The following is an 18585-nucleotide window of genomic DNA, read 5'->3' on the forward strand; positions in this document are numbered from 1 at the left end:
AAAAAGGCAGTTAAGCATATCTGCCTTTTTTATGCTATGGAAAGCCGCCCGGCGAAGCCGCAAGCTATGCCTCTGGGCAAGTTTGGAGGAACGCAGAATGAATGCAGAGATAAAACGCGGCTCGCTGGAGATGACGGCGGCGATGCTGATTTCCGGCTCCATCGGCTGGTTTGTGCTGATGTCCGGCCAGCCGGTGGTCAACGTGGTGTTTTGGCGCTGCGCGGTGGGGGCGCTGGTGCTGCTGGCGGTGTGCGGCGCGCTGGGGCAGCTGCGGCGCGATGTGCTGACGCGCGCCACGCTGCTGCTGGCGATCGCCGGTGGGGTGGCGCTGGTGATCAACTGGCTGCTGCTGTTTGCCGCCTATTCCTATGCCTCTATCTCCATCGCCACGGCGGTGTACAACACCCAGCCGTTTATGCTGGTGGGGCTGGGGGCGCTGTTTCTGGGGGAGCGGCTGACCGCCCGCAAGCTGCTGTGGCTGGGGCTGGCGTTCGGCGGCATGATGCTGGTGGTGCTGGCGCAGCCGCGGCGGGCGGGGGAACAGAGTCATTATTTGGCGGGCATTGCGCTGGCGCTCGGCGCGGCGTTTTTCTATGCCCTGATGGCGCTGGCGGCCAAGCGGCTGAAGGGCACGCCGCCGCATCTTATTGCGCTGATCCAGGTGGCGGTAGGGGCGGTGATGCTGTTGCCGCTGGTGGATTTCCACGTTTCGGCCAGCGCTGGGCAGTGGGGCATGCTGGCGACGCTCGGCGTGCTGCACACCGGCCTGATGTACGTGCTGATGTACGGCGCGCTGCAGAAGCTGCCGACCAACCTGATCGGCTCGCTGTCGTTCATCTACCCGATCGCCGCCATGCTGGTGGATCGCCTGGCGTTTGGCCACCGGCTGTCGGCCTGGCAGCTGTTGGGCGCGGCGATCATCCTGCTGGCGGCGGCAGGCATGAACTTGCTGGGCGAGCGGCGAGCGCGGCTGCTGCCGGCCTCGGACGGCCGGCGCGCCGGCTGATGCTCAGTTCGCTTTTTTCAGCCGGCGCCATAAGGTGGTGCGGCTGATCCCGAGCAACCGGGCGGCGGCGGCGTGGTCGCCCCCGCACCGCGCCAGCGCTTCGTGGGCGGAGACGGGCGCTGGTGGTGTCTCGGGGGGCGTGCCCGCCGCCAGCTCCGGCAGCAGCCAGCGCAGCGTCTCGCCGCTCGGCGCGGTGCCGGTGCTCAGCATCAGCGCCACCCGCTCCATCATGTTGCGCAGTTCGCGCAGGTTGCCGGGCCAGGCGTAATGACTCAGCGCGGCGTAACAGCCGGCCAGGGCGGCGCGCAGCGGCTCCGTCAGCGGCACGTCGAGCGCCGCCAGCGACCGCTTCAGAAAGTGTTCCGCCAGCATCGCGATATCGTCGCCGCGCGCCCGCAATGGCGGCAGCTGCAGCCGCAGGGCGCTCAGGCGGTAGAACAGATCGGCGCGAAAGCCGCCCCGTTGAATCGCCTGCTCCAGGTGGTTGTGGGTGGCGCTGATGACGCGAAAGTCGACCGCCACCGGCTGCTGCCCGCCGACCCGGGTGACGGCCTTCTCTTCCAGCGCGCGCAACAGCCGGGTTTGCAGGTGCAGCGGCATTTCGCCGATCTCATCCAGAAACAGAGTGCCGCCGTTGGCGGTTTCCAGCAGTCCGCGTCGGCCGCCGCGCCGTGAGCCGGTAAAGGCGCCTTCCTCATAGCCGAACAGCTCCGCCTCCAGCAGCGATTCGGCGATGGCGCCGCAGTTGATGGCGACGAACGGCGGCGTCGCGCCCCTGGCCGGTGCGCCGCGCCGGGAAAAGTATTCCCGGTGGATCGCCTGCGCCGCCAGCTCCTTGCCGGTGCCGGTTTCTCCTTCAATTAATACCGCCGCCGGCGAGCGGGCGTACAGCATGATGGTGCGCCGCGTCTGCTCCATCTGCGGAGAGTCGCCTTGCAAATCGCTCAGCCCGTAGCGCGGCTGCAGGGTATTGCGCGCGGCGTAATCGCCGCCGCGTTTGCCGCCGCCCAGCATCAGGCGCGTCACGTCCAGCGCATCGCTGAAGGCGGCGCGCAGGGTGGCGGCGGAATAGAGAAAAATGGCGGTGAGCCCGGCCTCTTCCGCCAACTCGCTGATGAGGCCCGCCCCAACCACGGCCTGAATGCCGGCGGCTTTCAGCTCGGCGATCTGGCCGCGCGCATCCTCTTCGGTGACGTAGCTGCGCTGCTCCAGCGGCAGATCGAAGGTCTGCTGGAACTCCAGCAGCGCGGGCAGAGGGGTTTTATAGGTGATGACGCCGATCCGATCGGCGGTCCTGCGCGCCTTGCTCAGCGCCTGCAGCAGATCGAATCCGCCGGGCTTGACCAGGATGACCGGCACCGACAGGCGGCTTTTCAGGTAGGCGCCGTTGGAGCCGGCGGCGATGATGGCGTCGCAAGGCTCGGTCGCCAGGCGGGCGCGGATGTGCTGCACCGCCTCCTCAAAGCCGAGGCGGATCGGGATGATGGTTGCCAGATGGTCGAACTCGAGGCTGATGTCTCGGAACAGATCGAACAGGCGGGTGATGGAGACGGTCCAGATCACCGGTTTGTCCGGCGTGACGTGATCGCTCATGGTGGGTTACCGAATGGAAGTGGCTGCATTAGGTGTAGCCCGGTTTCAGTTATGTTTCAAATTTTCTGCGTGAAACAGCGATTGAAACGTTATCTGAAACGTTTTTTACCTCTTTGTCTGGCCAATGGCGCTGCAGATGTTGTAACTCGCTTATTTTTATCGATTTTAATTTTTCCCCTCACCGAAGTGCAACCTGGCCCGCCCCTTGCTCTGTCTGTTTCATCTGGCTAATCGGAGAAAACGTCATGACGCTGCGCTCACCCGGGCTCGCCTTTCGTCAGGCCCTGAGTAAAGAAAAACCCCTGCAAATCGCCGGCGCGATCAACGCCAACCATGCGCTGCTGGCCCAGCGGGCCGGATTCCAGGCCATCTACCTTTCCGGCGGCGGCGTGGCGGCCGGTTCGCTGGGGCTGCCGGATCTGGGCATTTCGACCCTGGACGATGTGCTGACCGACATTCGGCGCATCACCGACGTTTGCCCGCTGCCGCTGCTGGTGGATGTCGACAGCGGTTTCGGCGCTTCGGCGTTCAACGTCGCCCGCACGGTGCGATCGGTGAGCAAGGCCGGGGCGGCGGCGCTGCATATCGAAGATCAGGTCGGCGCCAAGCGCTGCGGCCATCGCCCCAATAAGGCCATCGTCTCCACCGAAGAGATGGTGGATCGCATCAAGGCGGCGGTGGATGCGCGCAGCGATCCAGACTTCGTGATCATGGCGCGCACCGATGCGCTGGCGGTGGAGGGGCTGGAGGCGGCCATCGAACGCGCTCAGGCTTACGTGGCGGCCGGGGCCGACATGCTGTTTCCGGAAGCGATCACCGAGCTGGGCATGTACCGCCGCTTTGCTGAGGCGACGCAGGTGCCGATCCTGGCCAATATCACCGAGTTCGGCGCAACGCCGCTGTTTACCACCGACGAGCTGCGCAGCGCCCAGGTGGATATGGCGCTGTATCCGCTGTCGGCCTTCCGGGCGATGAACCGGGCGGCGGAGCGGGTGTACCGCGCTTTGCGCGAGGAGGGCACGCAGAAAAGCGTCATCGACACCATGCAGACCCGCAACGAGCTGTATGAAAGCATCAACTATTATTTGTTCGAAGAGAAACTCGACGCCCTGTTCGCTCGCCAGCGCGACGAATAGGCGCCATTCACGCACAAGCCAAACGAGGACGGTATGAGCCAAGCGATCCCCCCGCAAAGCCCGACTGGCGTTAAGCCGAAAAAATCCGTGGCGTTATCCGGCGTGCCCGCCGGGAATACCGCGCTGTGCTCCGTAGGGCGCAGCGGCAACGATCTGCACTATCGCGGTTACGACATTCTCGATCTCGCGCGCCACTGCGAGTTTGAAGAGGTCGCCCACCTGCTGATCCACGGCAAGTTGCCCAACCGCGATGAGCTACAGGCCTACAAACACCGTCTCAAAGCGCTGCGCGGCCTGCCCGCCAGCGTGCGCACGGTGCTCGAGGCGTTGCCTGCGGCGTCTCATCCGATGGACGTGATGCGTACCGGCGTCTCGGCCCTTGGCTGCACGCTGCCGGAAAAAGAGCAGCACGGCGCGGCCGGCGCGCGCGACATCGCCGACCGGCTGCTGGCGTCGCTGGGATCGATGCTGCTGTATTGGTATCACTACAGCCACAACGGCGAGCGCATTCAGCCGGAGACCGACGACGACTCCATCGGCGGCCACTTCCTGCACCTGCTGCACGGCGAAGCGCCTTCCGCCAGTTGGGAGCAGGCGATGCACGCGTCATTGATCCTGTACGCCGAGCATGAGTTCAACGCCTCGACCTTCGCCGGCCGGGTGATCGCCGGCACCGGATCCGACGTCTATTCGGCGATCGTCGGCGCCATTGGCGCGCTGCGTGGGCCGAAGCACGGCGGCGCCAACGAGGTGTCGCTGGAGATCCAGCAACGCTATGAAACGCCGGACGAAGCGGAGGCCGACATTCGCCGCCGCATCGACAACAAAGAGGTGGTGATTGGCTTCGGGCACCCGGTGTATACCGTCTCCGATCCGCGCCATCAGGTGATCAAAGAGATCGCGCTGCGCCTGTCGCGGGAGGCGGGGGCGATGAAGCTGTATGACATCGCCGATCGGCTGGAAAGCGTAATGCGCGACACCAAAAAGATGTTCCCCAACCTCGACTGGTTCTCGGCGGTGTCTTATCACCAGCTGGGGGTGCCCACCGAAATGTTCACGCCGCTGTTTGTCATGGCGCGGGTGAGCGGCTGGTCGGCGCACATCATCGAGCAACGGCAGGACAACAAAATCATTCGCCCGTCCGCCAACTATACCGGGCCGGAAGCGCGGGCGTTCGTACCGCTGGATCAGCGCTGAGCGCTGAGCGCCGATCGCTATCGTGTCGTTTTCACTATGGAGCCTTTGGGAATCATGATGCTTGAGTCTGCCAACACCCGCCGTCCGCCGTTCGATCGCGAAATGGTCGATATCGTCGATTATGTGATGAAAGAGGCCGTCGATACCCCGGCGGCGTACCGCACCGCCCACTATTGCCTGCTCGATACCCTCGGCTGCGGGCTGGAGGCGCTGAGCTATCCGGCCTGCAAGAAACTGATGGGGCCGGTGGTGCCGGGCGCCGAGGTGCTGAACGGCAGCCGGGTGCCGGGCACCCGCTTCCAGCTGGATCCGGTGCAGGCGGCGTTCAATATCGGCGCCATGATCCGCTGGCTCGACTTCAACGACACCTGGCTGGCGGCGGAGTGGGGGCACCCGTCGGACAACCTGGGCGGGATCCTGGCGGTGGCCGACTGGCTCTCGCGCCAGGCGGTGGCGGCGGGCAAAGCGCCGCTGACCATGCGGCAGGTGTTGATCGCCATGATCAAGGCGCATGAGATCCAGGGCTGTCTGGCGCTGGAAAACGCCTTTAACCGGGTGGGGTTGGATCACGTGCTGCTGGTGAAGGTGGCGTCCACCGCGGTGGTGGCGCAGCTGCTCGGCCTGAGCCGGGCGGAGATCCTGAACGCGGTGTCGCTGGCGTGGGTGGACGGGCAGTCGCTGCGTACCTATCGCCACGCGCCGAACGCCGGCACCCGCAAATCCTGGGCGGCGGGGGATGCGACCGCCCGCGCGGTGCGGCTGGCGCTGATGGCCGCCACCGGCGAGATGGGCTATCCCTCGGCGCTGACGGCGCCGACCTGGGGGTTCTACGACGTCTCTTTCAACGGCAAGCCTTTCCGCTTCCAGCGGCCGTACGGCGCGTACGTGATGGAGAACGTGCTGTTTAAAATTTCGTTCCCGGCGGAGTTCCATGCCCAGACCGCCGTGGAAGCGGCCATGACGCTGCACCGCCAGATGCAGGCCGCCGGTAAAACCGCCGCCGACATCGCCAGGGTGAGCATCCGCACCCACGAGGCCTGCCTGCGCATTATCGACAAGCAGGGGCCGCTGGATAACCCGGCGGATCGCGATCACTGCATTCAGTATATGGTGGCGATCCCGCTGCTGTTCGGCCGGCTGACGGCCGCGGACTACGAGGATCGGGTGGCCGAGGATCCGCGCATCGATGCGTTGCGCGGCAAGATCCGCTGCCATGAAGATCCCGCCTTCACCCGCGATTATCACGATCCGGAAAAACGATCGATCGCCAATGCGCTGACGGTGGAGTTTACCGACGGCAGCCGTCTGGATGAGGTGGCGGTGGAGTATCCTATCGGCCATGCGCGGCGGCGTGAAGAGGGCATCCCGCTGCTGGTCGAGAAGTTCAAAACCAACCTGGCGCGCCAGTTCCCGGCTCTGCAGCAGCAGCGCATTCTCGAGGTGTCGCTGGACCGGCAGCGGCTGGCGCAGATGCCGGTCAACGAGTATCTCGATCTGTGGGTGATCTGACGCGAGCGGCGCTGACAAGCCACGTCGGCGCCGCTATGATGGACGCTCCATTCCCGTCCGTCTTCTTATCAGGTGATTCATGATTGATGCCGCAACGCTGTTGTTGTTTTCCGGTGCCTGCGTGGCGCTGGCGCTGACCCCCGGCCCGGATATGCTGCTGATCGCTTCGCGCAGCGTCAGCCAGGGGCGGCGCGCCGGTTTCGCTTCGCTGGCGGGCATTCAGCTCGGCACGTATTGTCACGCGCTGGCGGCGGCGCTGGGGTTGTCGCAACTGTTCGTCGCGGTGCCGCTGGCTTACGACGCGGTGAGAATGCTGGGTGCCGCCTATCTGCTCTATCTGGCGTGGAAAACGCTGCGATCCGGCAGCAGTTTGCAGGCTTCCGCCGGGTTGCAGGCGGTGCCGACGGCGCGCATCTTCCGCCAGGGGCTGTTCACCAATATCCTCAACCCGAAAATGGCGCTGTTCGTGCTGGCGCTGTTTCCGCAGTTTATCGATCCGCGTTCAGGCTCGGTGGTGGTGCAGATGCTGGCGCTGGCGACGGTGCTGAATCTGGTGGGCTTGCTGATTAACGGCGGGGTGATCCTGGCGGTCAGCGGCATGAAAAGCCGCTTTGCCGGCCGCCGCTTCAGCGCCCGCTGGCCGAACTACCTGCTGAGCGGGGTGTTCGCCGGGCTGGCCTGCAAGCTCATTTTCGACAGCCGCCGCTAACCCTCACGCAGCAGCGCTTCAAACGCCGCGCTGGCCGGTTCGTCCGGCAGCGCGCTGTACATCACCAGCCGCAGGTGATTCTCTTCGTCGACGATGAAAGAGGCGTGGTCAAAGGTGACCGGGCCGATTTCCGGGATGGCGAAGCTGCGCCGTCCCTGGCAGCGCCCGTGAATGTCGTGCTGCCGCCAGAGCTGGCGGAACTGCGGCGACACCCGCTCCAGCGCCTGTACCCGTTGGCGCATCACCTCATCCTCCGGCGCGCGAGCGTAGTCGCGGCGGAAGCTGGCCAGGATTTGCGGCGCCTGCGCCCGCCACTCCAGCAGGCGCGCATTGAGCTGCGGATCGGCAAACAGCATCCACAACATGTTGCGCTCTTCCGGCGGGCGTTCGGCGATGGCGAACAGCCGCTGAGCCGCCGGGTTCCAGGCGATGATGTCCCAACTCAGGTTCATGACGTAGGCCGGCCGCAGCGCCAAATCGTCCAGCAGCCGCCGCACCAGCGGCGAGACCTGGCACCACTGATGGCCGACCGGCACCGGCGGCCGCTGATGCGCCAATAAAAACAGGTGGTAGCGGCCGGCGGCGTCGAGCTGCAGCACCCGCGCCAGGTTTTCCAAAAACGCCACCGACGCATTGATTTCCCTGCCTTGTTCCAGCCAGGTGTACCAGGTGAGGCCGACGCCGGCCAGCGCCGCGACCTCCTCGCGCCGCAATCCCGGCGTGCGGCGGCGGCTGCCGCTCGGCAAACCGACCGCCTGCGGCGACAGCTGTTCTCGCTTTTGACGCAGAAAATCCGCCAGTTCGTGGCGAGTGCGCTCGAGGGTGCGTGGGGGCATGGCGGTCGTCCTGTTGCTGTCAGTAATAGTATAAGTGGCTATATAGTAACAGTTTAAAACATGTTTCATACTGCGGCCATCATAATCTCTGGAGGTGGTATGGAACATTCATTATCTCGTGAACGGCGAGGGTTGGCCTGCCTGCCGGTGCTGCTGTTGGGCGGTTTTGTCACGGTGTTCGATCTGTTTGTGGTCAACGTGGCGGCGCCGGTGATCCAGCGAGAATTCGCCGCCGATTTTGCCGGCGTCGGGTTGATCGTCGCCGGTTATGAACTGGCGTTCGGGGTGCTGCTGATCGCCGGCGGGCGTCTGGGCGATCGCTTCGGACGTCGGCGTCTGTTCAGCCTCGGCATGCTGGGATTCACGCTGACTTCATTGCTGTGCGGGTTGGCGGGATCGCTCAGCCTGCTGATCGCCGCGCGTATTCTGCAGGGGGCGGCGGCGGCGCTGCTGTTTCCGCAAATTTACGCCTTGATGCGGGTGCTGTACGAGCCGCAACAGCGGCGGCGCGCCTTCGCCTGGCTGGGCATGACGCTGGGGCTGGCGGCAATCTTCGGCCAGATCCTCGGTGGTTTTATCATCGAGGCCAACCTGTTCGGCAGCGGCTGGCGCATGATCTTTCTGATTAATCTGCCGATCGGCGCGCTGGCGCTGTGGGTGGCGCGGCGCATTCCCGAATCGCGGGTGGCGCAGGCGCAGCGGCTGGATGGCGTTGGCCTGGGGCTTGCGGCGACCGGCCTGTCGCTGTTGCTGCTGCCGCTGCTGGAAGGGCCGGCGCGCGGCTGGCCGTGGTGGATCGCGCCGATGTTGGCGCTGGCAATGCTGACGCTGTGGGGCTTCCTGCGTTGGGAGCGCCGTCTGGCGCAGCGCGGCGACGATGCGGTGCTCGATCCGGCGTTGTTCCGCCAGGCGGGCTTCGCGCCGGGTATGGCGGTGGTGCTGGCGATTTATGCCACCGCTTCCTCGTTTTTTTTATGTTTCGCGCTGCTGCTGCAGGCGGGGGCGGGGCTGACGCCTTTTGAGGCGGGCAGCCTGTTCGCCCCGGCCAGCGCGGCCTTTATGCTGGCGTCGATGCTGGCGCCCCGGCTGGCGCTGCGTTGGGGCAACCGTGCGCTGAGCGCGGGCGTGGCGATTTACGCCGCCGGGCTGGCACTGCTGATGGCGCAGGCGCTGTGGGGCGCGGCGCTGGCGCATCCGCTGCGGCTGCTGCCGGGGTTGGTGGTGCTGGGATTCGGCCAGGCGCTGAGCATGACGCCGCTGCTGAATCTGGTGCTCGGTTTGGCGCACGAGCGGCAGGCGGGCATGGCGGCGGGGCTGGTTGCCACCGTGCAGCAGGTGGGGGGCGCGCTGGGCATCGTGGTCAGCGGCGTCGGTTTCGTGCCGCTGCTGGCGCACGGCGGCGTGGCGGAGCGCTATGCCGAGGCCTTTGCCGGCGCCATGGTATTTAATCTGTTGGCGATGGGCGTCGCCCTGATCTTGTTAAACCGGATCACGCGAAATAGTCAGAAAGCGGATCTTAAGTAGGCCGCCGGCGGGTGCTTTACTGTCGTCATGATGAGAGAGCGTAAGGAGCCACACTGATGTTTCAACCCGCCGCATTTCGTGAAGACGATCTGGATGCCCAACTGGCGCTGGTGCGCGCCCACCCGTTGGGGCTGCTGGTCAGCCACGGTGAGCAGGGATTGACGGCCGATCCGCTGCCGTTTTTGGCCGATGTCGAACAGGGGCAGATCCGGCTGCGGGCGCACCTGGCGCGCGCCAACGAGCACTGGCGGCGGCTGCAGCACGCGGCGGAATGCCTGGTGATTTTTCAGGGGTTGGAGGGCTATGTATCGCCCGGCTGGTATCCGAGCAAGCGCCAGACCGGCAAAGTGGTGCCGACCTGGAATTACAGCGTGGTGCAGCTGTATGGCGTACCGACGGTGACGGACGACCCGGCCTGGCTGCGGCGCCAACTGATCGATCTGACCGCGCAGCAGGAAGGAGGGCGCCCGGCGCCCTGGCGGCTCGACGACGCGCCGGCCAACTACATCACCGCGCAGCTTAAAGGCATCGTCGGTATCGAGATCGCCGTCACCCGGCGCGAAGGCAAATGGAAGATGAGCCAAAACCGCAGCGCCGACGATGCCGATGGGGTGATCGCCGGGCTGCGCGACGGCGATGAAACGCAGCGGCGGCTGGCGGAGGAGGTTGAGCGGCGGCGCGGATAGGGTATGCTAACCGAAGAGTGAGCAAGGGGAACCTTCGGATGGATTACACCAAAATTATCAAAGAAATAGGCCGCGGCAAAAACCATGCGCGCGACCTGGACCGGCAGACCGCCTTTGAGCTGTATCAGGCGATGCTGGCCGGGGCGGTCCCCGAGCTGGAGCTGGGCGGCATTCTGATCGCGCTGCGCATCAAGGGTGAGGCCGAAGAGGAGATGCTGGGCTTCTACCAGGCGATGCAGCAGCAGGTGTTGCCGCTGCAGGCGCCGCAGGGGCGGCCGCTGCCGGTGGTGCTGCCGAGCTACAACGGCGCGCGCAAGCAGGCCAACCTGACGCCGCTGCTGGCGCTGCTGCTCGCGAAAGTGGGCCTGCCGGTGGTGGTGCATGGCGTGCTGGACGACAGCACCCGCGTGACCAGCGCCGAGATTTTCCGCGCCCTGGGGCTGCCGTGGTCGGAACAGGCCGTTCACGCCCAGCAGCGTCTCGATAACGGCGAGGCAGTGTTCATGCCGGTTTCCACGCTGTCGGCGCCGCTGGCGCGGCAGCTCGGGCTGCGTTGGCGCATGGGGGTGCGCAACAGCGCGCATACGCTGGCCAAGCTGGCGACGCCGTTCGGCGAACAGGATGCGCTGCGCCTCGCCAGCGTCTCACACCCGGAGTATGTCGGCCGGGTGGCGTCGTTTTTCCGCCAGATCGGCGCCCGCGGGCTGTTGATGCACGGCACCGAAGGCGAAGCCTACGCCAACCCGCTGCGCTGCCCGCAGATTCACTATATTGCCGGCGGCGAACAGCGCGTGTTGCTGGAGCGCACCTTGCAGGATGAAACGCCGACGTTGCCGGCGGCGAAAGACGCGGAAACCACCGCGCGCTGGATCGAGCGCTGCCTGGCGGGCGAGGTGGCGATCCCGCAGGCCATCCAGCGGCAGGTCGCCTGTTGCCTGGTGGCCGCCGGCGAGAGCGAAACGCTGGAACAGGGGCTGCAGCGCCTGCGTCAGGCCTGAGCGCGACTATACTGGGATATTTCCTCATCGGCAGAGAAGGACGGTTATGCAACAGGCTCTCGATTACTTCAATCAATTGAACCAGGATTACCTCGACGTTCACCGCGCCAAAGAAGAGCTGTTCTGGCAAAACTACATGGGCACCGGCGGTGAAGAGGTGTCGGCGCGCTTTGCCGCCGCGGAAAGCGCCTATAAGCGCTTTATCGCCGAACCGCGCCGGCTGGCGGAGATCCGCAATCTGCTGGCCGGATTGGAAACGCTGCCGCAGACGGCGCAGCGCGAGGCGCTGATCCACGGCCTGCAAGGTTGGCTGCGCTTCTTCGACTGCAACGCCATTGAAGATCCGCAGGCGCAGGCGCTGTTGGATCGGATCATCCACGCCGAGTCCGATCTCTACGCGCGCCGCAAGGGTTATCAGGTGACGCACCTGAACGCCGAGGGCCAGCGGGTGGCGGCCTCGCTCGGCGAGCTGTTGACCAACCAGGCGACCAACCCGAACGAAGACTACCGCCGCAGCTCGCAGCAGGCGCTGCGCGATCTGGAGCAATGGCTGCTGCATAACGGCTTGCCGGAACTGATTGGCTTGCGCAACCGCTTTGCGCGCCAGATGGGCTATCGCAACTATTTCGACTACAAGGTGAACAAAACCGAGCGCATGACGCCGGAGCAGCTGTTCGCCATTCTGGATCGCTTCGAGCGGGAAACCCGCGAGGCCAACGCGCGCAGCCTGCAGCAACTGGCGGCCGACAAGGGCAGCCAGGCGCTGGAGCCGTGGAACGTGCGCTTCGCCAGCGCCGGCGACGTCACCCGCCAACTGGATCCTTACTTCCCGTTTTCTCGTTCGCTGGAGCGCTGGGTCGACAGCTTCAAACGCCTGCACATCGGCTTTGGCGGCGCCGAGATGAACCTCGATCTGCTGGTGCGCAAAGGCAAGTATGAGAACGGCTTTATGCACGGCCCGGTGCCGCCGTTTGTGCGCCAAGGGGAATGGGTGCCGGCGCGCATCAACTTCACCAGCCTGGCGCAGCCGGGGCAGGTGGGCAGCGGCGCTTACGGGCTCAACACCCTGTTCCACGAGGGCGGCCACGCGGCGCATTTCGCCAACATTCGCCAGAATGCGCCGTGCTTCTCGCAGGAATTCCCGCCGACCTCGATGGCCTATGCCGAAACCCAGTCGATGTTCTGCGACAGCCTGCTGGACGACGCCGACTGGTTGAAACGCTATGCGAAAAACGCCGCCGGCGAAGCGGTGCCCGATGCGCTGATCGAAGCCGGCATCGCGGCGCGCCAGCCGATGCGCGCGTTCAACGAACGCCATATCCTGCTGGTGCCGTACTTCGAGTGGGCGCTGTATCAGTGGGATGACGAGCAGCGCACGCCGGAAGCCATCACCGCGCTGGCGCGCGAGGTCGAGCAGAAGATCCTCGGCATCAGCGGCAGCCCGCGCCCGACGCTGGCGATCCCGCACCTGCTGTCGCTGGAGTCCGCCTGCTCTTATCAGGGTTATCTGCTGGCGATGATGGCGGTGGAACAAACCCGCCAGTTCTTCCTGCAGCGCGACGGTTACCTGACGGACAACCCGGCCATCGGCCCGGATCTGGCGCAACACTATTGGTTGCCGGGCAACAGCGTCAGCCATGATGACACGCTGCGCAGCCTGACCGGCGAAGGGTTCAACCCGGACTATCTGGCGCAGGCCTGTAACCAGACGGTGGCGCAGGCGTGGCGCGAGGCGCAGCAGACGATGGCCGCCGCCGCCGCGCGCCCGCAGCCGCCGGCGGATTTCGATTTGGAGGCGCATATTCGGGTGGTGGACGGCGAGACGGTATTGGCGGACAACGCCGACGGCGACGAACGGATGTGTCGCGATTTCGCCGCGGCGATAGAGGCGCGTTTGGTTTAAGGCTGACAATAAAAAAATCCACGCGGCAGCGTGGATTTTATTTAATGATAAAATCTGGGCGTTATTTTATTCGAAATAGACGTCGGGATTATCGGCCAGGGAAACGAAGCTCTTGGTGTTTCTGTCCAGCGTACGAATTTCGCCGCTTTCGATGTCGTACACCCAGCCGTGCAGGCGCAGCCCGCTGTTGCGCAGACCCACCGCAACGGAAGGGTGGGTTTTGATATTATTTAGCTGGGCGATAACGTTCTCTTCCACCATAGCGTTAACTTTGTCTGTTTCGCTATTCCAGGTTTTCTTCTCGACCACCGCTTTGGCCGCATCCGCGTAGTGCAGCCAGTGGGCTACCGCAGGCATGGGATCGAGGCACTGACAGGATGCGATAGCCTTCATGGCGCCGCAGTTCGAGTGGCCACAAATCACGATATCAGTGACGCCCAGCGCCACTACCGCGTATTCGATGGTCGCAGAAACCCCACCCGGCTCCGGGCCGAAGGAAGGGACGATGTTGCCGGCGTTGCGGATAACGAACAGTTGCCCAGGCTCTTGCTGCGTCACCAGCTCCGGCACCAGACGGCTGTCAGAACAGGAGATAAACAGCGCTTTGGGATTTTGGCTGGAGGCCAGGCTGCGAAAGAGTTCCTTACGCTGCGGGAAAATCTCTTTCTGGAAACTGAGGAAACCTTCAATGATATGTTGCATACAACGCTCTCTGCATCTGTAGTCTGCGTAATATGATAATCATCCTCTTCCGTTAGTCCAGCAATGGCACGGTAAAAAAATGTGTGTACATACCCCCCTGTAAACCCCATTAAATACGGGGTTTAAACCCGTTTCCGGCAGCATTGTCCGGTTCGTGTACGGGTGGGTTGCTGATAAAGCGGGCGGTAAAAAACTGGCTGTCGTGCCCATGCCGCGCTGACGCACGCGAAGATAAAAAAAGCCCGCCGGGGTGATATCCGGCGGGCTTTTTGACGTCTGGGGCGGTGATTATTTGTAGATAACCGCGGTGGCGTGCATCAGGTTGTTACCGCTGGTGGAAGTGATGGTGAAGGCCTTGGCGCCTGCGGCATCGGCTTTGGCGGCCAGTTGAGACTTCAGGCTGCTCAGGTCGGTTGCGCCGCTGGCGACGATCACGCCGGCTTTTTCGAATTGGGCGGCATCCTGGGCGCTGACGTGTTCAGCGGCGAAAGTGGTGAAAGAAACGGTGGCCAGGGCGATAGCGGCAGCAAAAGTTTTGATGGTTTTCATGTTCGTCATTCCTGTCAAAGTGAATTAGGGAGAAAGGGGTTTGCCTTTCGATGGGAAGATTATTGCGCAGTGACAGGTGGGATGAAATCGGAGAGTGTTGACGGTTTTATTCAGATTTTTTGATTATTAATCCCCCCCGTTTATCTTCTGCCTAAACGGGGGAGACGATCAGCGCGTCGGGCGCGCCAAATCGAAACGGTGCTGTTCGGAAATGCCGTAGTAGGCGGTCGGGCCGCCGGCGCGCAGGATAGGTTCGGCAGCGGCGGTCTGGTAGACGCCGTGTTCATCCAGCAGCGCCGGATCGAGGTGCACCGCCACCACCTCGCCCAATACCAGCCAGGTTTCCACCTGTTCGCCGGCGGCGGTTTGCAGCTGAATGCACTGGGTCAGCCGGCATTCGAAGTTCACCGGGCTTTCGGCCACGCGCTCGGCTTTGACCCGGCGCCCGGGCAGCGGCGTGACGCCGGCGAAGGCGAATTCATCCTCGCCGCGCGGCAGGGGGATGGAACTGTTGTTCATCGCTTCCGCCAGCGGGCGTGTCGCCAGGTTCCAGACGAATTCGCCGGTTTCTACGATATTCGCCACGCTGTCTTTCCAGCCGGTGCTGGCGAAACCGACGATCGGCGGACGGTAGTTGAAGCAGTTGAAAAAGCTGTAGGGCGCCAGATTGCGCAAGCCGGCGGCGCTGCGGGAAGAGATCCAGCCGATGGGGCGTGGGCCGACGATGGCGTTCAGCGGATCGTGCGGCAGGCCGTGGCCGGCGGCGGGTTCATAATAATAACGAGATTCACGGCTCATGGGGGATCCTGTGGTAATCGATGAGGTTTTCATTGTGCCGGGTTTCCCGCTGCTGCGCCATTGCGGGCGGGATGTGTTATCTTACGCGCCGGAAATACCTTCAAGAGAGCCCGTCACGGTGGAAAAAAAGAAAACCTTCCCGCAGCAGAAAAGCGGCCTGCATCCGCGCAACCGTCATCGTTCACGCTATGACTTCCCGGCGCTGATCGCCAGCTGCCCAGCGTTGGCGCCGTTCGTAAAACCGAACGCCTGGGGCGATGTTTCGGTGGACTTCGCCGATCCGGCGGCGGTGAAAATGCTCAACCGTGCGTTGCTGCAGCACTTTTACGGCATCGAACACTGGGATATTCCGGCGGACTACCTGTGCCCGCCGATCCCCGGCCGCGCCGATTATCTGCACCACCTGGCGGATCTGCTGGCGACCAGCAACGGTGGCGAGATCCCGCGCGGCAAGGGCGTGGCGATCCTCGACGTCGGCGTCGGCGCCAACTGCATTTACCCGATCGTCGGCCTGCGCGAATACGGCTGGCGTTTCACCGGGTCTGAAATCGATTCGGTGTCGCTCAACGCGGCCAAAATGATCGTTGAGATGAACCCGACGCTGCGTAACAGCGTGCGTCTGCGGTTGCAAAAACAGCCTGAGCTGATTTTTAGCGGCATCATCGGCGCGGCCGAGAAATTTGACGCCACCCTGTGCAACCCGCCGTTCCACGCATCCGAGCAGGAAGCGCGCGCCAGCACCCGCCGCAAGCTGCATAAATTGGGCAAAGGGGAAGTGGCCGACAAGCCGGTACAAAACTTCGGCGGCAAGAACAACGAGCTGTGGTGCGAAGGCGGCGAAGAGGCCTTCGTGAGCAAGATGGTGGAAGAGAGCGTCGGCAAGGCCAACAACTGCCTGTGGTTCACTTCGCTCATCTCGAAAAACACCACGCTGCCGGCCATTTACCATGCGCTGAAGGTGGCAGGCGCGGCCGAGGTGCGCACCATCGAGATGGCGCAAGGGCAGAAGATCAGCCGCTTTGTCGCCTGGACCTTCCACGACGCCGAGCAACAGGCCGCCTGGGCAGCCGAACGCTGGCGCTAATCCTTCCGGCGCTGGTTATCCTGCCGGCGCCGACAAAAATCTGCATTTTACCTTTCAATCTTCATCACTTACGTTATTCTCAATACGGAATTAATAATAAAAATCTTAGGCTGTTGGTTTATTTAAATTCGAATAATTACTTTACTGAATAAATAAATTTAATCCGGTTAATAGCAATAACCAGAAGGAACGGCGCTGCCCGTTCCTTCCGCGATGGCACGTCTGCGTGTGGGCGCGGCATGTGGCCAGGCAAAAATAAGAAAAGCGCCATCATCTGCCACAAGGACTACACCTTATGCTGTTACGATTCAGTCAGTTAACTACCCACAAAGGCGCCGAACTGAGCGCGATAGAACACGCCGTTCCGATGATCGTATTCTCGCCCGACGGCACGGTATTGCGCGCCAACGATCTTTTCCTCAGCACGCTGGGATTTCAACGCGATGACGTGATTGGCCGCCATCACCGTATTTTCTGCGATCCGAACTATGTCGCCAGCCCGCAGTACCGCAAACATTGGGAGACGCTGAATAAGGGCCAACCCATCACGGACACCATAAAACGCATCGCGAAAAACGGCGAGGCGGTATGGCTGCAGGGCACCTACGCGCCGGTGCTGAATAAACAGGGTAAGGTGGTGGAAATCGTCAAGATCGCCAGCGAAGTGACCGAGCGAGTGACCCAGGCGCAGGAGCATCGCAGCCTGCTGGCGGCGCTGAATCGATCGATGGCGATGATCGCTTTCACGCCGCAGGGCACCATCGTCAGCGCCAACGACAATATGCTGGCGCTGATGGGCTATCGGCTGGAAGAGGCGTGCGGGCAGTCGCATGCGGTGCTGTGCCCGCCGGAGTTCGCCAATTCCGACGATTATCGGCGGCATTGGCAGCGCCTGGCGCGCGGCGAGTTCATCACCGGGCGTTTTGAGCGCCTCAACCGGCGCGGCGAACGGGTATGGCTGGAGGCCAGTTACAACCCGATCCTCGACAACGAAGGCCAGGTGGTGAAGGTGGTGAAGATTGCCCAGGACATCACCCGGCTGATGCAACAGCAGCAGCATGAAGAAGAGATGGTGCGCAACGCGCATCATCTGTCGCTCGATACCGACCGGCAGGCGGCGCAGGGCGCGATCATCGTGCAGCAGGCGGTGAAAGGCATGCAGCAGGTCGAAGCGGCGGCGCGCGAAACCTCGGACGTGGTCACCGAGCTGGGCAAGTGTTCTCAGCAGATCGGCACCATTGTCGAAGCCATTCGTAAAATCGCTTCCCAAACCAACCTGCTGGCGATTAACGCCTCGATCGAAGCCGCCCACGCCGGCGAGCACGGGCGCGGTTTTGCGGTGGTGGCCAACGAAGTGCGCACGCTGGCGGAACAGTCGCGCAAGGCGGCGACCGAGATCGAACGCATGACCAAGTCTATCCAGCAAGGCGTGGCGGCGGCGATTGCCGGCATGGCAACCTGCGTGGAGCAGGCCGGCGGCGGCGTGGCGCTGACCCACGATGCCGGTGAAGTGATCAACCAGGTCAACATCGGCATGCACGACGTGGTGAAGCTGATGCAGGCGTTTGCATCGGTGAAGCAGAGCGACGCGCTGCACTGACTTTTCATCGCGCCGCCCGCCGAAAACGGGGGCGGCGTTTTTATCTTCCCGCCGATTCGCACGCCGTTGAGCCGTGGTTCAATTTTTCCGGCCTATGCTATCCTTAAATATGAACGAACGTTCGTTCATATTCACTCGATGGCGCCAGGCGCCCCCTTCACCGTTTCGGGAGCTGCCGATGGGAAACCGAGAAAAGATTGTCGAGGCCGCGCTGCACAGTTTTACCCATAGGGGATTTCACCAGACCAGCATGCGGGATATCGCGCAGGCGGCGGGCGTCAGCGTCGGCAACCTCTATAACCACTTTACCGGCAAGGAAGCGTTGATCGGCGAGATCGCGCTGCTGGAAAACGGCGTATTCGCCGAGTTTGCCGCCGGGCTGCGGGCCGACAGAACGCGGCCGAAGCAGGCGCTGTCGGCCTTTTTCACCGCCTATCACGCCTTTGTCGCCGAGCCGGCCAATGTGCAGCTGTCGGCTGAGATCGTGGCGGAGGTGGCGCGCAACCCGGCGTTGGCCGAGCCGTTCAGCGCCAACCAGCGGCAGCTGATTGAGGCGCTGGCGACGGTTATCGCCGAGGCTCAGCAAACCGGTGAGATCGCACCGGCGATAGCGCCGTTGCCGCTCGCGCAGCTGGTGCTGGACGCGATCGAAAGTCAGGCCTGGCGGCAGGCGATCTTTACGTCGCCTGCGCCGGAGGAGACCACGCCGGTGCGGCTGTTGGAACAGCTGCTCTACCGGCATCCCTAGTCGAGGT

The 18585-nt window shown here is 63.5% G+C and carries 17 protein-coding genes; 12 read left to right on the plus strand and 5 right to left on the minus strand.

Features of this window, described 5'->3' with window-relative positions; translation table 11 throughout:
• The first annotated feature begins 97 nt into the window (after positions 1-97).
• Positions 98-1006, plus strand: a complete 909-nt coding sequence (locus ACJ8IN_RS07975; protein ID WP_060429004.1) for a DMT family transporter — start codon at positions 98-100, stop codon at positions 1004-1006.
• Positions 1007-1009: 3 nt separating this feature from the next.
• On the opposite strand, the gene prpR is transcribed toward ACJ8IN_RS07975, so the two are convergent.
• Positions 1010-2599 carry a propionate catabolism operon regulatory protein PrpR gene (gene prpR / locus ACJ8IN_RS07980; RefSeq protein ID WP_308325543.1) on the minus strand — a complete coding sequence of 530 codons (1590 nt, stop codon included), beginning with the start codon at positions 2597-2599 and terminating at the stop codon, positions 1010-1012.
• Between the two features lie 245 nt (positions 2600-2844).
• Between prpR and prpB the strand changes: the two genes are divergently transcribed.
• The 4 genes from prpB (at position 2845) to ACJ8IN_RS08000 (ending at position 7150) form a co-directional block, all read left to right on the plus strand.
• Positions 2845-3735 carry a methylisocitrate lyase gene (prpB, locus tag ACJ8IN_RS07985; protein ID WP_049200934.1) on the plus strand — a complete coding sequence of 297 codons (891 nt, stop codon included), beginning with the start codon at positions 2845-2847 and terminating at the stop codon, positions 3733-3735.
• Between the two features lie 33 nt (positions 3736-3768).
• Positions 3769-4932, plus strand: coding sequence for a bifunctional 2-methylcitrate synthase/citrate synthase (prpC, locus tag ACJ8IN_RS07990; RefSeq protein WP_033646891.1), 1164 nt, complete (start codon positions 3769-3771; stop codon positions 4930-4932).
• A gap of 57 nt (positions 4933-4989) precedes the next feature.
• Entirely contained in the window at positions 4990-6441 is a 1452-nt protein-coding gene (locus ACJ8IN_RS07995) for a bifunctional 2-methylcitrate dehydratase/aconitate hydratase (protein WP_047571670.1), read from the plus strand.
• A gap of 79 nt (positions 6442-6520) precedes the next feature.
• A complete protein-coding gene (locus ACJ8IN_RS08000; protein ID WP_048321374.1) occupies positions 6521-7150 on the plus strand; it encodes a LysE family translocator in 630 nt (209 codons plus the stop codon).
• Here ACJ8IN_RS08000 and ACJ8IN_RS08005 read toward each other — a convergent pair.
• On the minus strand, positions 7147-7986 hold the full coding sequence (locus ACJ8IN_RS08005) for a helix-turn-helix transcriptional regulator (protein WP_033637650.1): 840 nt from the start codon (positions 7984-7986) through the stop codon (positions 7147-7149). The two genes, ACJ8IN_RS08000 and ACJ8IN_RS08005, sit on opposite strands and share 4 nt — an antisense overlap.
• A 99-nt stretch (positions 7987-8085) precedes the next feature.
• Between ACJ8IN_RS08005 and ACJ8IN_RS08010 the strand changes: the two genes are divergently transcribed.
• The 4 genes from ACJ8IN_RS08010 to ACJ8IN_RS08025 are packed head-to-tail and all read left to right on the plus strand — an operon-like array spanning position 8086 to position 13097.
• Positions 8086-9510 carry an MFS transporter gene (locus tag ACJ8IN_RS08010; protein WP_308325544.1) on the plus strand — a complete coding sequence of 475 codons (1425 nt, stop codon included), beginning with the start codon at positions 8086-8088 and terminating at the stop codon, positions 9508-9510.
• Positions 9511-9566: 56 nt separating this feature from the next.
• Positions 9567-10196, plus strand: a complete 630-nt coding sequence (locus ACJ8IN_RS08015) for an FMN-binding negative transcriptional regulator (protein WP_060429008.1) — start codon at positions 9567-9569, stop codon at positions 10194-10196.
• 38 nt (positions 10197-10234) lie between these two features.
• Positions 10235-11194, plus strand: coding sequence for a DNA-binding protein YbiB (gene ybiB / locus ACJ8IN_RS08020; protein WP_060419970.1), 960 nt, complete (start codon positions 10235-10237; stop codon positions 11192-11194).
• 46 nt (positions 11195-11240) lie between these two features.
• Positions 11241-13097 (plus strand): M3 family metallopeptidase, encoded by a 1857-nt coding sequence (locus ACJ8IN_RS08025; RefSeq protein ID WP_060429010.1) that lies wholly within the window; start codon positions 11241-11243, stop codon positions 13095-13097.
• Positions 13098-13163: 66 nt separating this feature from the next.
• On the opposite strand, the gene ACJ8IN_RS08030 is transcribed toward ACJ8IN_RS08025, so the two are convergent.
• The 3 genes from ACJ8IN_RS08030 to ACJ8IN_RS08040 form a co-directional block, all read right to left on the minus strand.
• Positions 13164-13799, minus strand: coding sequence for a carbonic anhydrase (locus ACJ8IN_RS08030; RefSeq protein WP_004939270.1), 636 nt, complete (start codon positions 13797-13799; stop codon positions 13164-13166).
• Between the two features lie 288 nt (positions 13800-14087).
• On the minus strand, positions 14088-14348 hold the full coding sequence (gene bhsA / locus ACJ8IN_RS08035; RefSeq protein ID WP_015377148.1) for a multiple stress resistance protein BhsA: 261 nt from the start codon (positions 14346-14348) through the stop codon (positions 14088-14090).
• Between the two features lie 168 nt (positions 14349-14516).
• Positions 14517-15146, minus strand: coding sequence for a flavin reductase family protein (locus ACJ8IN_RS08040; protein ID WP_033646882.1), 630 nt, complete (start codon positions 15144-15146; stop codon positions 14517-14519).
• Positions 15147-15264: 118 nt separating this feature from the next.
• Between ACJ8IN_RS08040 and rlmF the strand changes: the two genes are divergently transcribed.
• The 3 genes from rlmF to ACJ8IN_RS08055 all read left to right on the plus strand — a co-directional run bounded on the left by rlmF (position 15265) and on the right by ACJ8IN_RS08055 (position 18578).
• Complete coding sequence (rlmF, locus tag ACJ8IN_RS08045) at positions 15265-16230, plus strand: 23S rRNA (adenine(1618)-N(6))-methyltransferase RlmF (protein WP_165790341.1); 966 nt, start codon at positions 15265-15267, stop codon at positions 16228-16230.
• Positions 16231-16525: 295 nt separating this feature from the next.
• Positions 16526-17830, plus strand: coding sequence for a methyl-accepting chemotaxis protein (locus tag ACJ8IN_RS08050; RefSeq protein WP_308325545.1), 1305 nt, complete (start codon positions 16526-16528; stop codon positions 17828-17830).
• Between the two features lie 178 nt (positions 17831-18008).
• Complete coding sequence (locus ACJ8IN_RS08055) at positions 18009-18578, plus strand: TetR/AcrR family transcriptional regulator (protein WP_033653404.1); 570 nt, start codon at positions 18009-18011, stop codon at positions 18576-18578.
• The last annotated feature ends 7 nt before the right edge of the window (positions 18579-18585 follow it).

Source organism: Serratia sp. CY31944 (assembly GCF_052169175.1).
Classification (GTDB): domain Bacteria; phylum Pseudomonadota; class Gammaproteobacteria; order Enterobacterales; family Enterobacteriaceae; genus Serratia; species Serratia sarumanii.

Coding starts and splice junctions, on each gene's coding strand:
- ybiB (WP_060419970.1), top strand. CDS start 10,235: ATGGATTACACCAAAATTATCAAAGAAATAGGCCGCGGCAAAAACCAT.
- bhsA (WP_015377148.1), bottom strand. CDS start 14,348: ATGAAAACCATCAAAACTTTTGCTGCCGCTATCGCCCTGGCCACCGTT.
- ACJ8IN_RS08015 (WP_060429008.1), top strand. CDS start 9,567: ATGTTTCAACCCGCCGCATTTCGTGAAGACGATCTGGATGCCCAACTG.
- prpR (WP_308325543.1), bottom strand. CDS start 2,599: ATGAGCGATCACGTCACGCCGGACAAACCGGTGATCTGGACCGTCTCC.
- ACJ8IN_RS07975 (WP_060429004.1), top strand. CDS start 98: ATGAATGCAGAGATAAAACGCGGCTCGCTGGAGATGACGGCGGCGATG.
- prpC (WP_033646891.1), top strand. CDS start 3,769: ATGAGCCAAGCGATCCCCCCGCAAAGCCCGACTGGCGTTAAGCCGAAA.
- ACJ8IN_RS08050 (WP_308325545.1), top strand. CDS start 16,526: ATGCTGTTACGATTCAGTCAGTTAACTACCCACAAAGGCGCCGAACTG.
- ACJ8IN_RS08025 (WP_060429010.1), top strand. CDS start 11,241: ATGCAACAGGCTCTCGATTACTTCAATCAATTGAACCAGGATTACCTC.
- ACJ8IN_RS08055 (WP_033653404.1), top strand. CDS start 18,009: ATGGGAAACCGAGAAAAGATTGTCGAGGCCGCGCTGCACAGTTTTACC.
- prpB (WP_049200934.1), top strand. CDS start 2,845: ATGACGCTGCGCTCACCCGGGCTCGCCTTTCGTCAGGCCCTGAGTAAA.
- ACJ8IN_RS08030 (WP_004939270.1), bottom strand. CDS start 13,799: ATGCAACATATCATTGAAGGTTTCCTCAGTTTCCAGAAAGAGATTTTC.
- ACJ8IN_RS07995 (WP_047571670.1), top strand. CDS start 4,990: ATGCTTGAGTCTGCCAACACCCGCCGTCCGCCGTTCGATCGCGAAATG.
- ACJ8IN_RS08040 (WP_033646882.1), bottom strand. CDS start 15,146: ATGAGCCGTGAATCTCGTTATTATTATGAACCCGCCGCCGGCCACGGC.
- ACJ8IN_RS08000 (WP_048321374.1), top strand. CDS start 6,521: ATGATTGATGCCGCAACGCTGTTGTTGTTTTCCGGTGCCTGCGTGGCG.
- ACJ8IN_RS08010 (WP_308325544.1), top strand. CDS start 8,086: ATGGAACATTCATTATCTCGTGAACGGCGAGGGTTGGCCTGCCTGCCG.
- ACJ8IN_RS08005 (WP_033637650.1), bottom strand. CDS start 7,986: ATGCCCCCACGCACCCTCGAGCGCACTCGCCACGAACTGGCGGATTTT.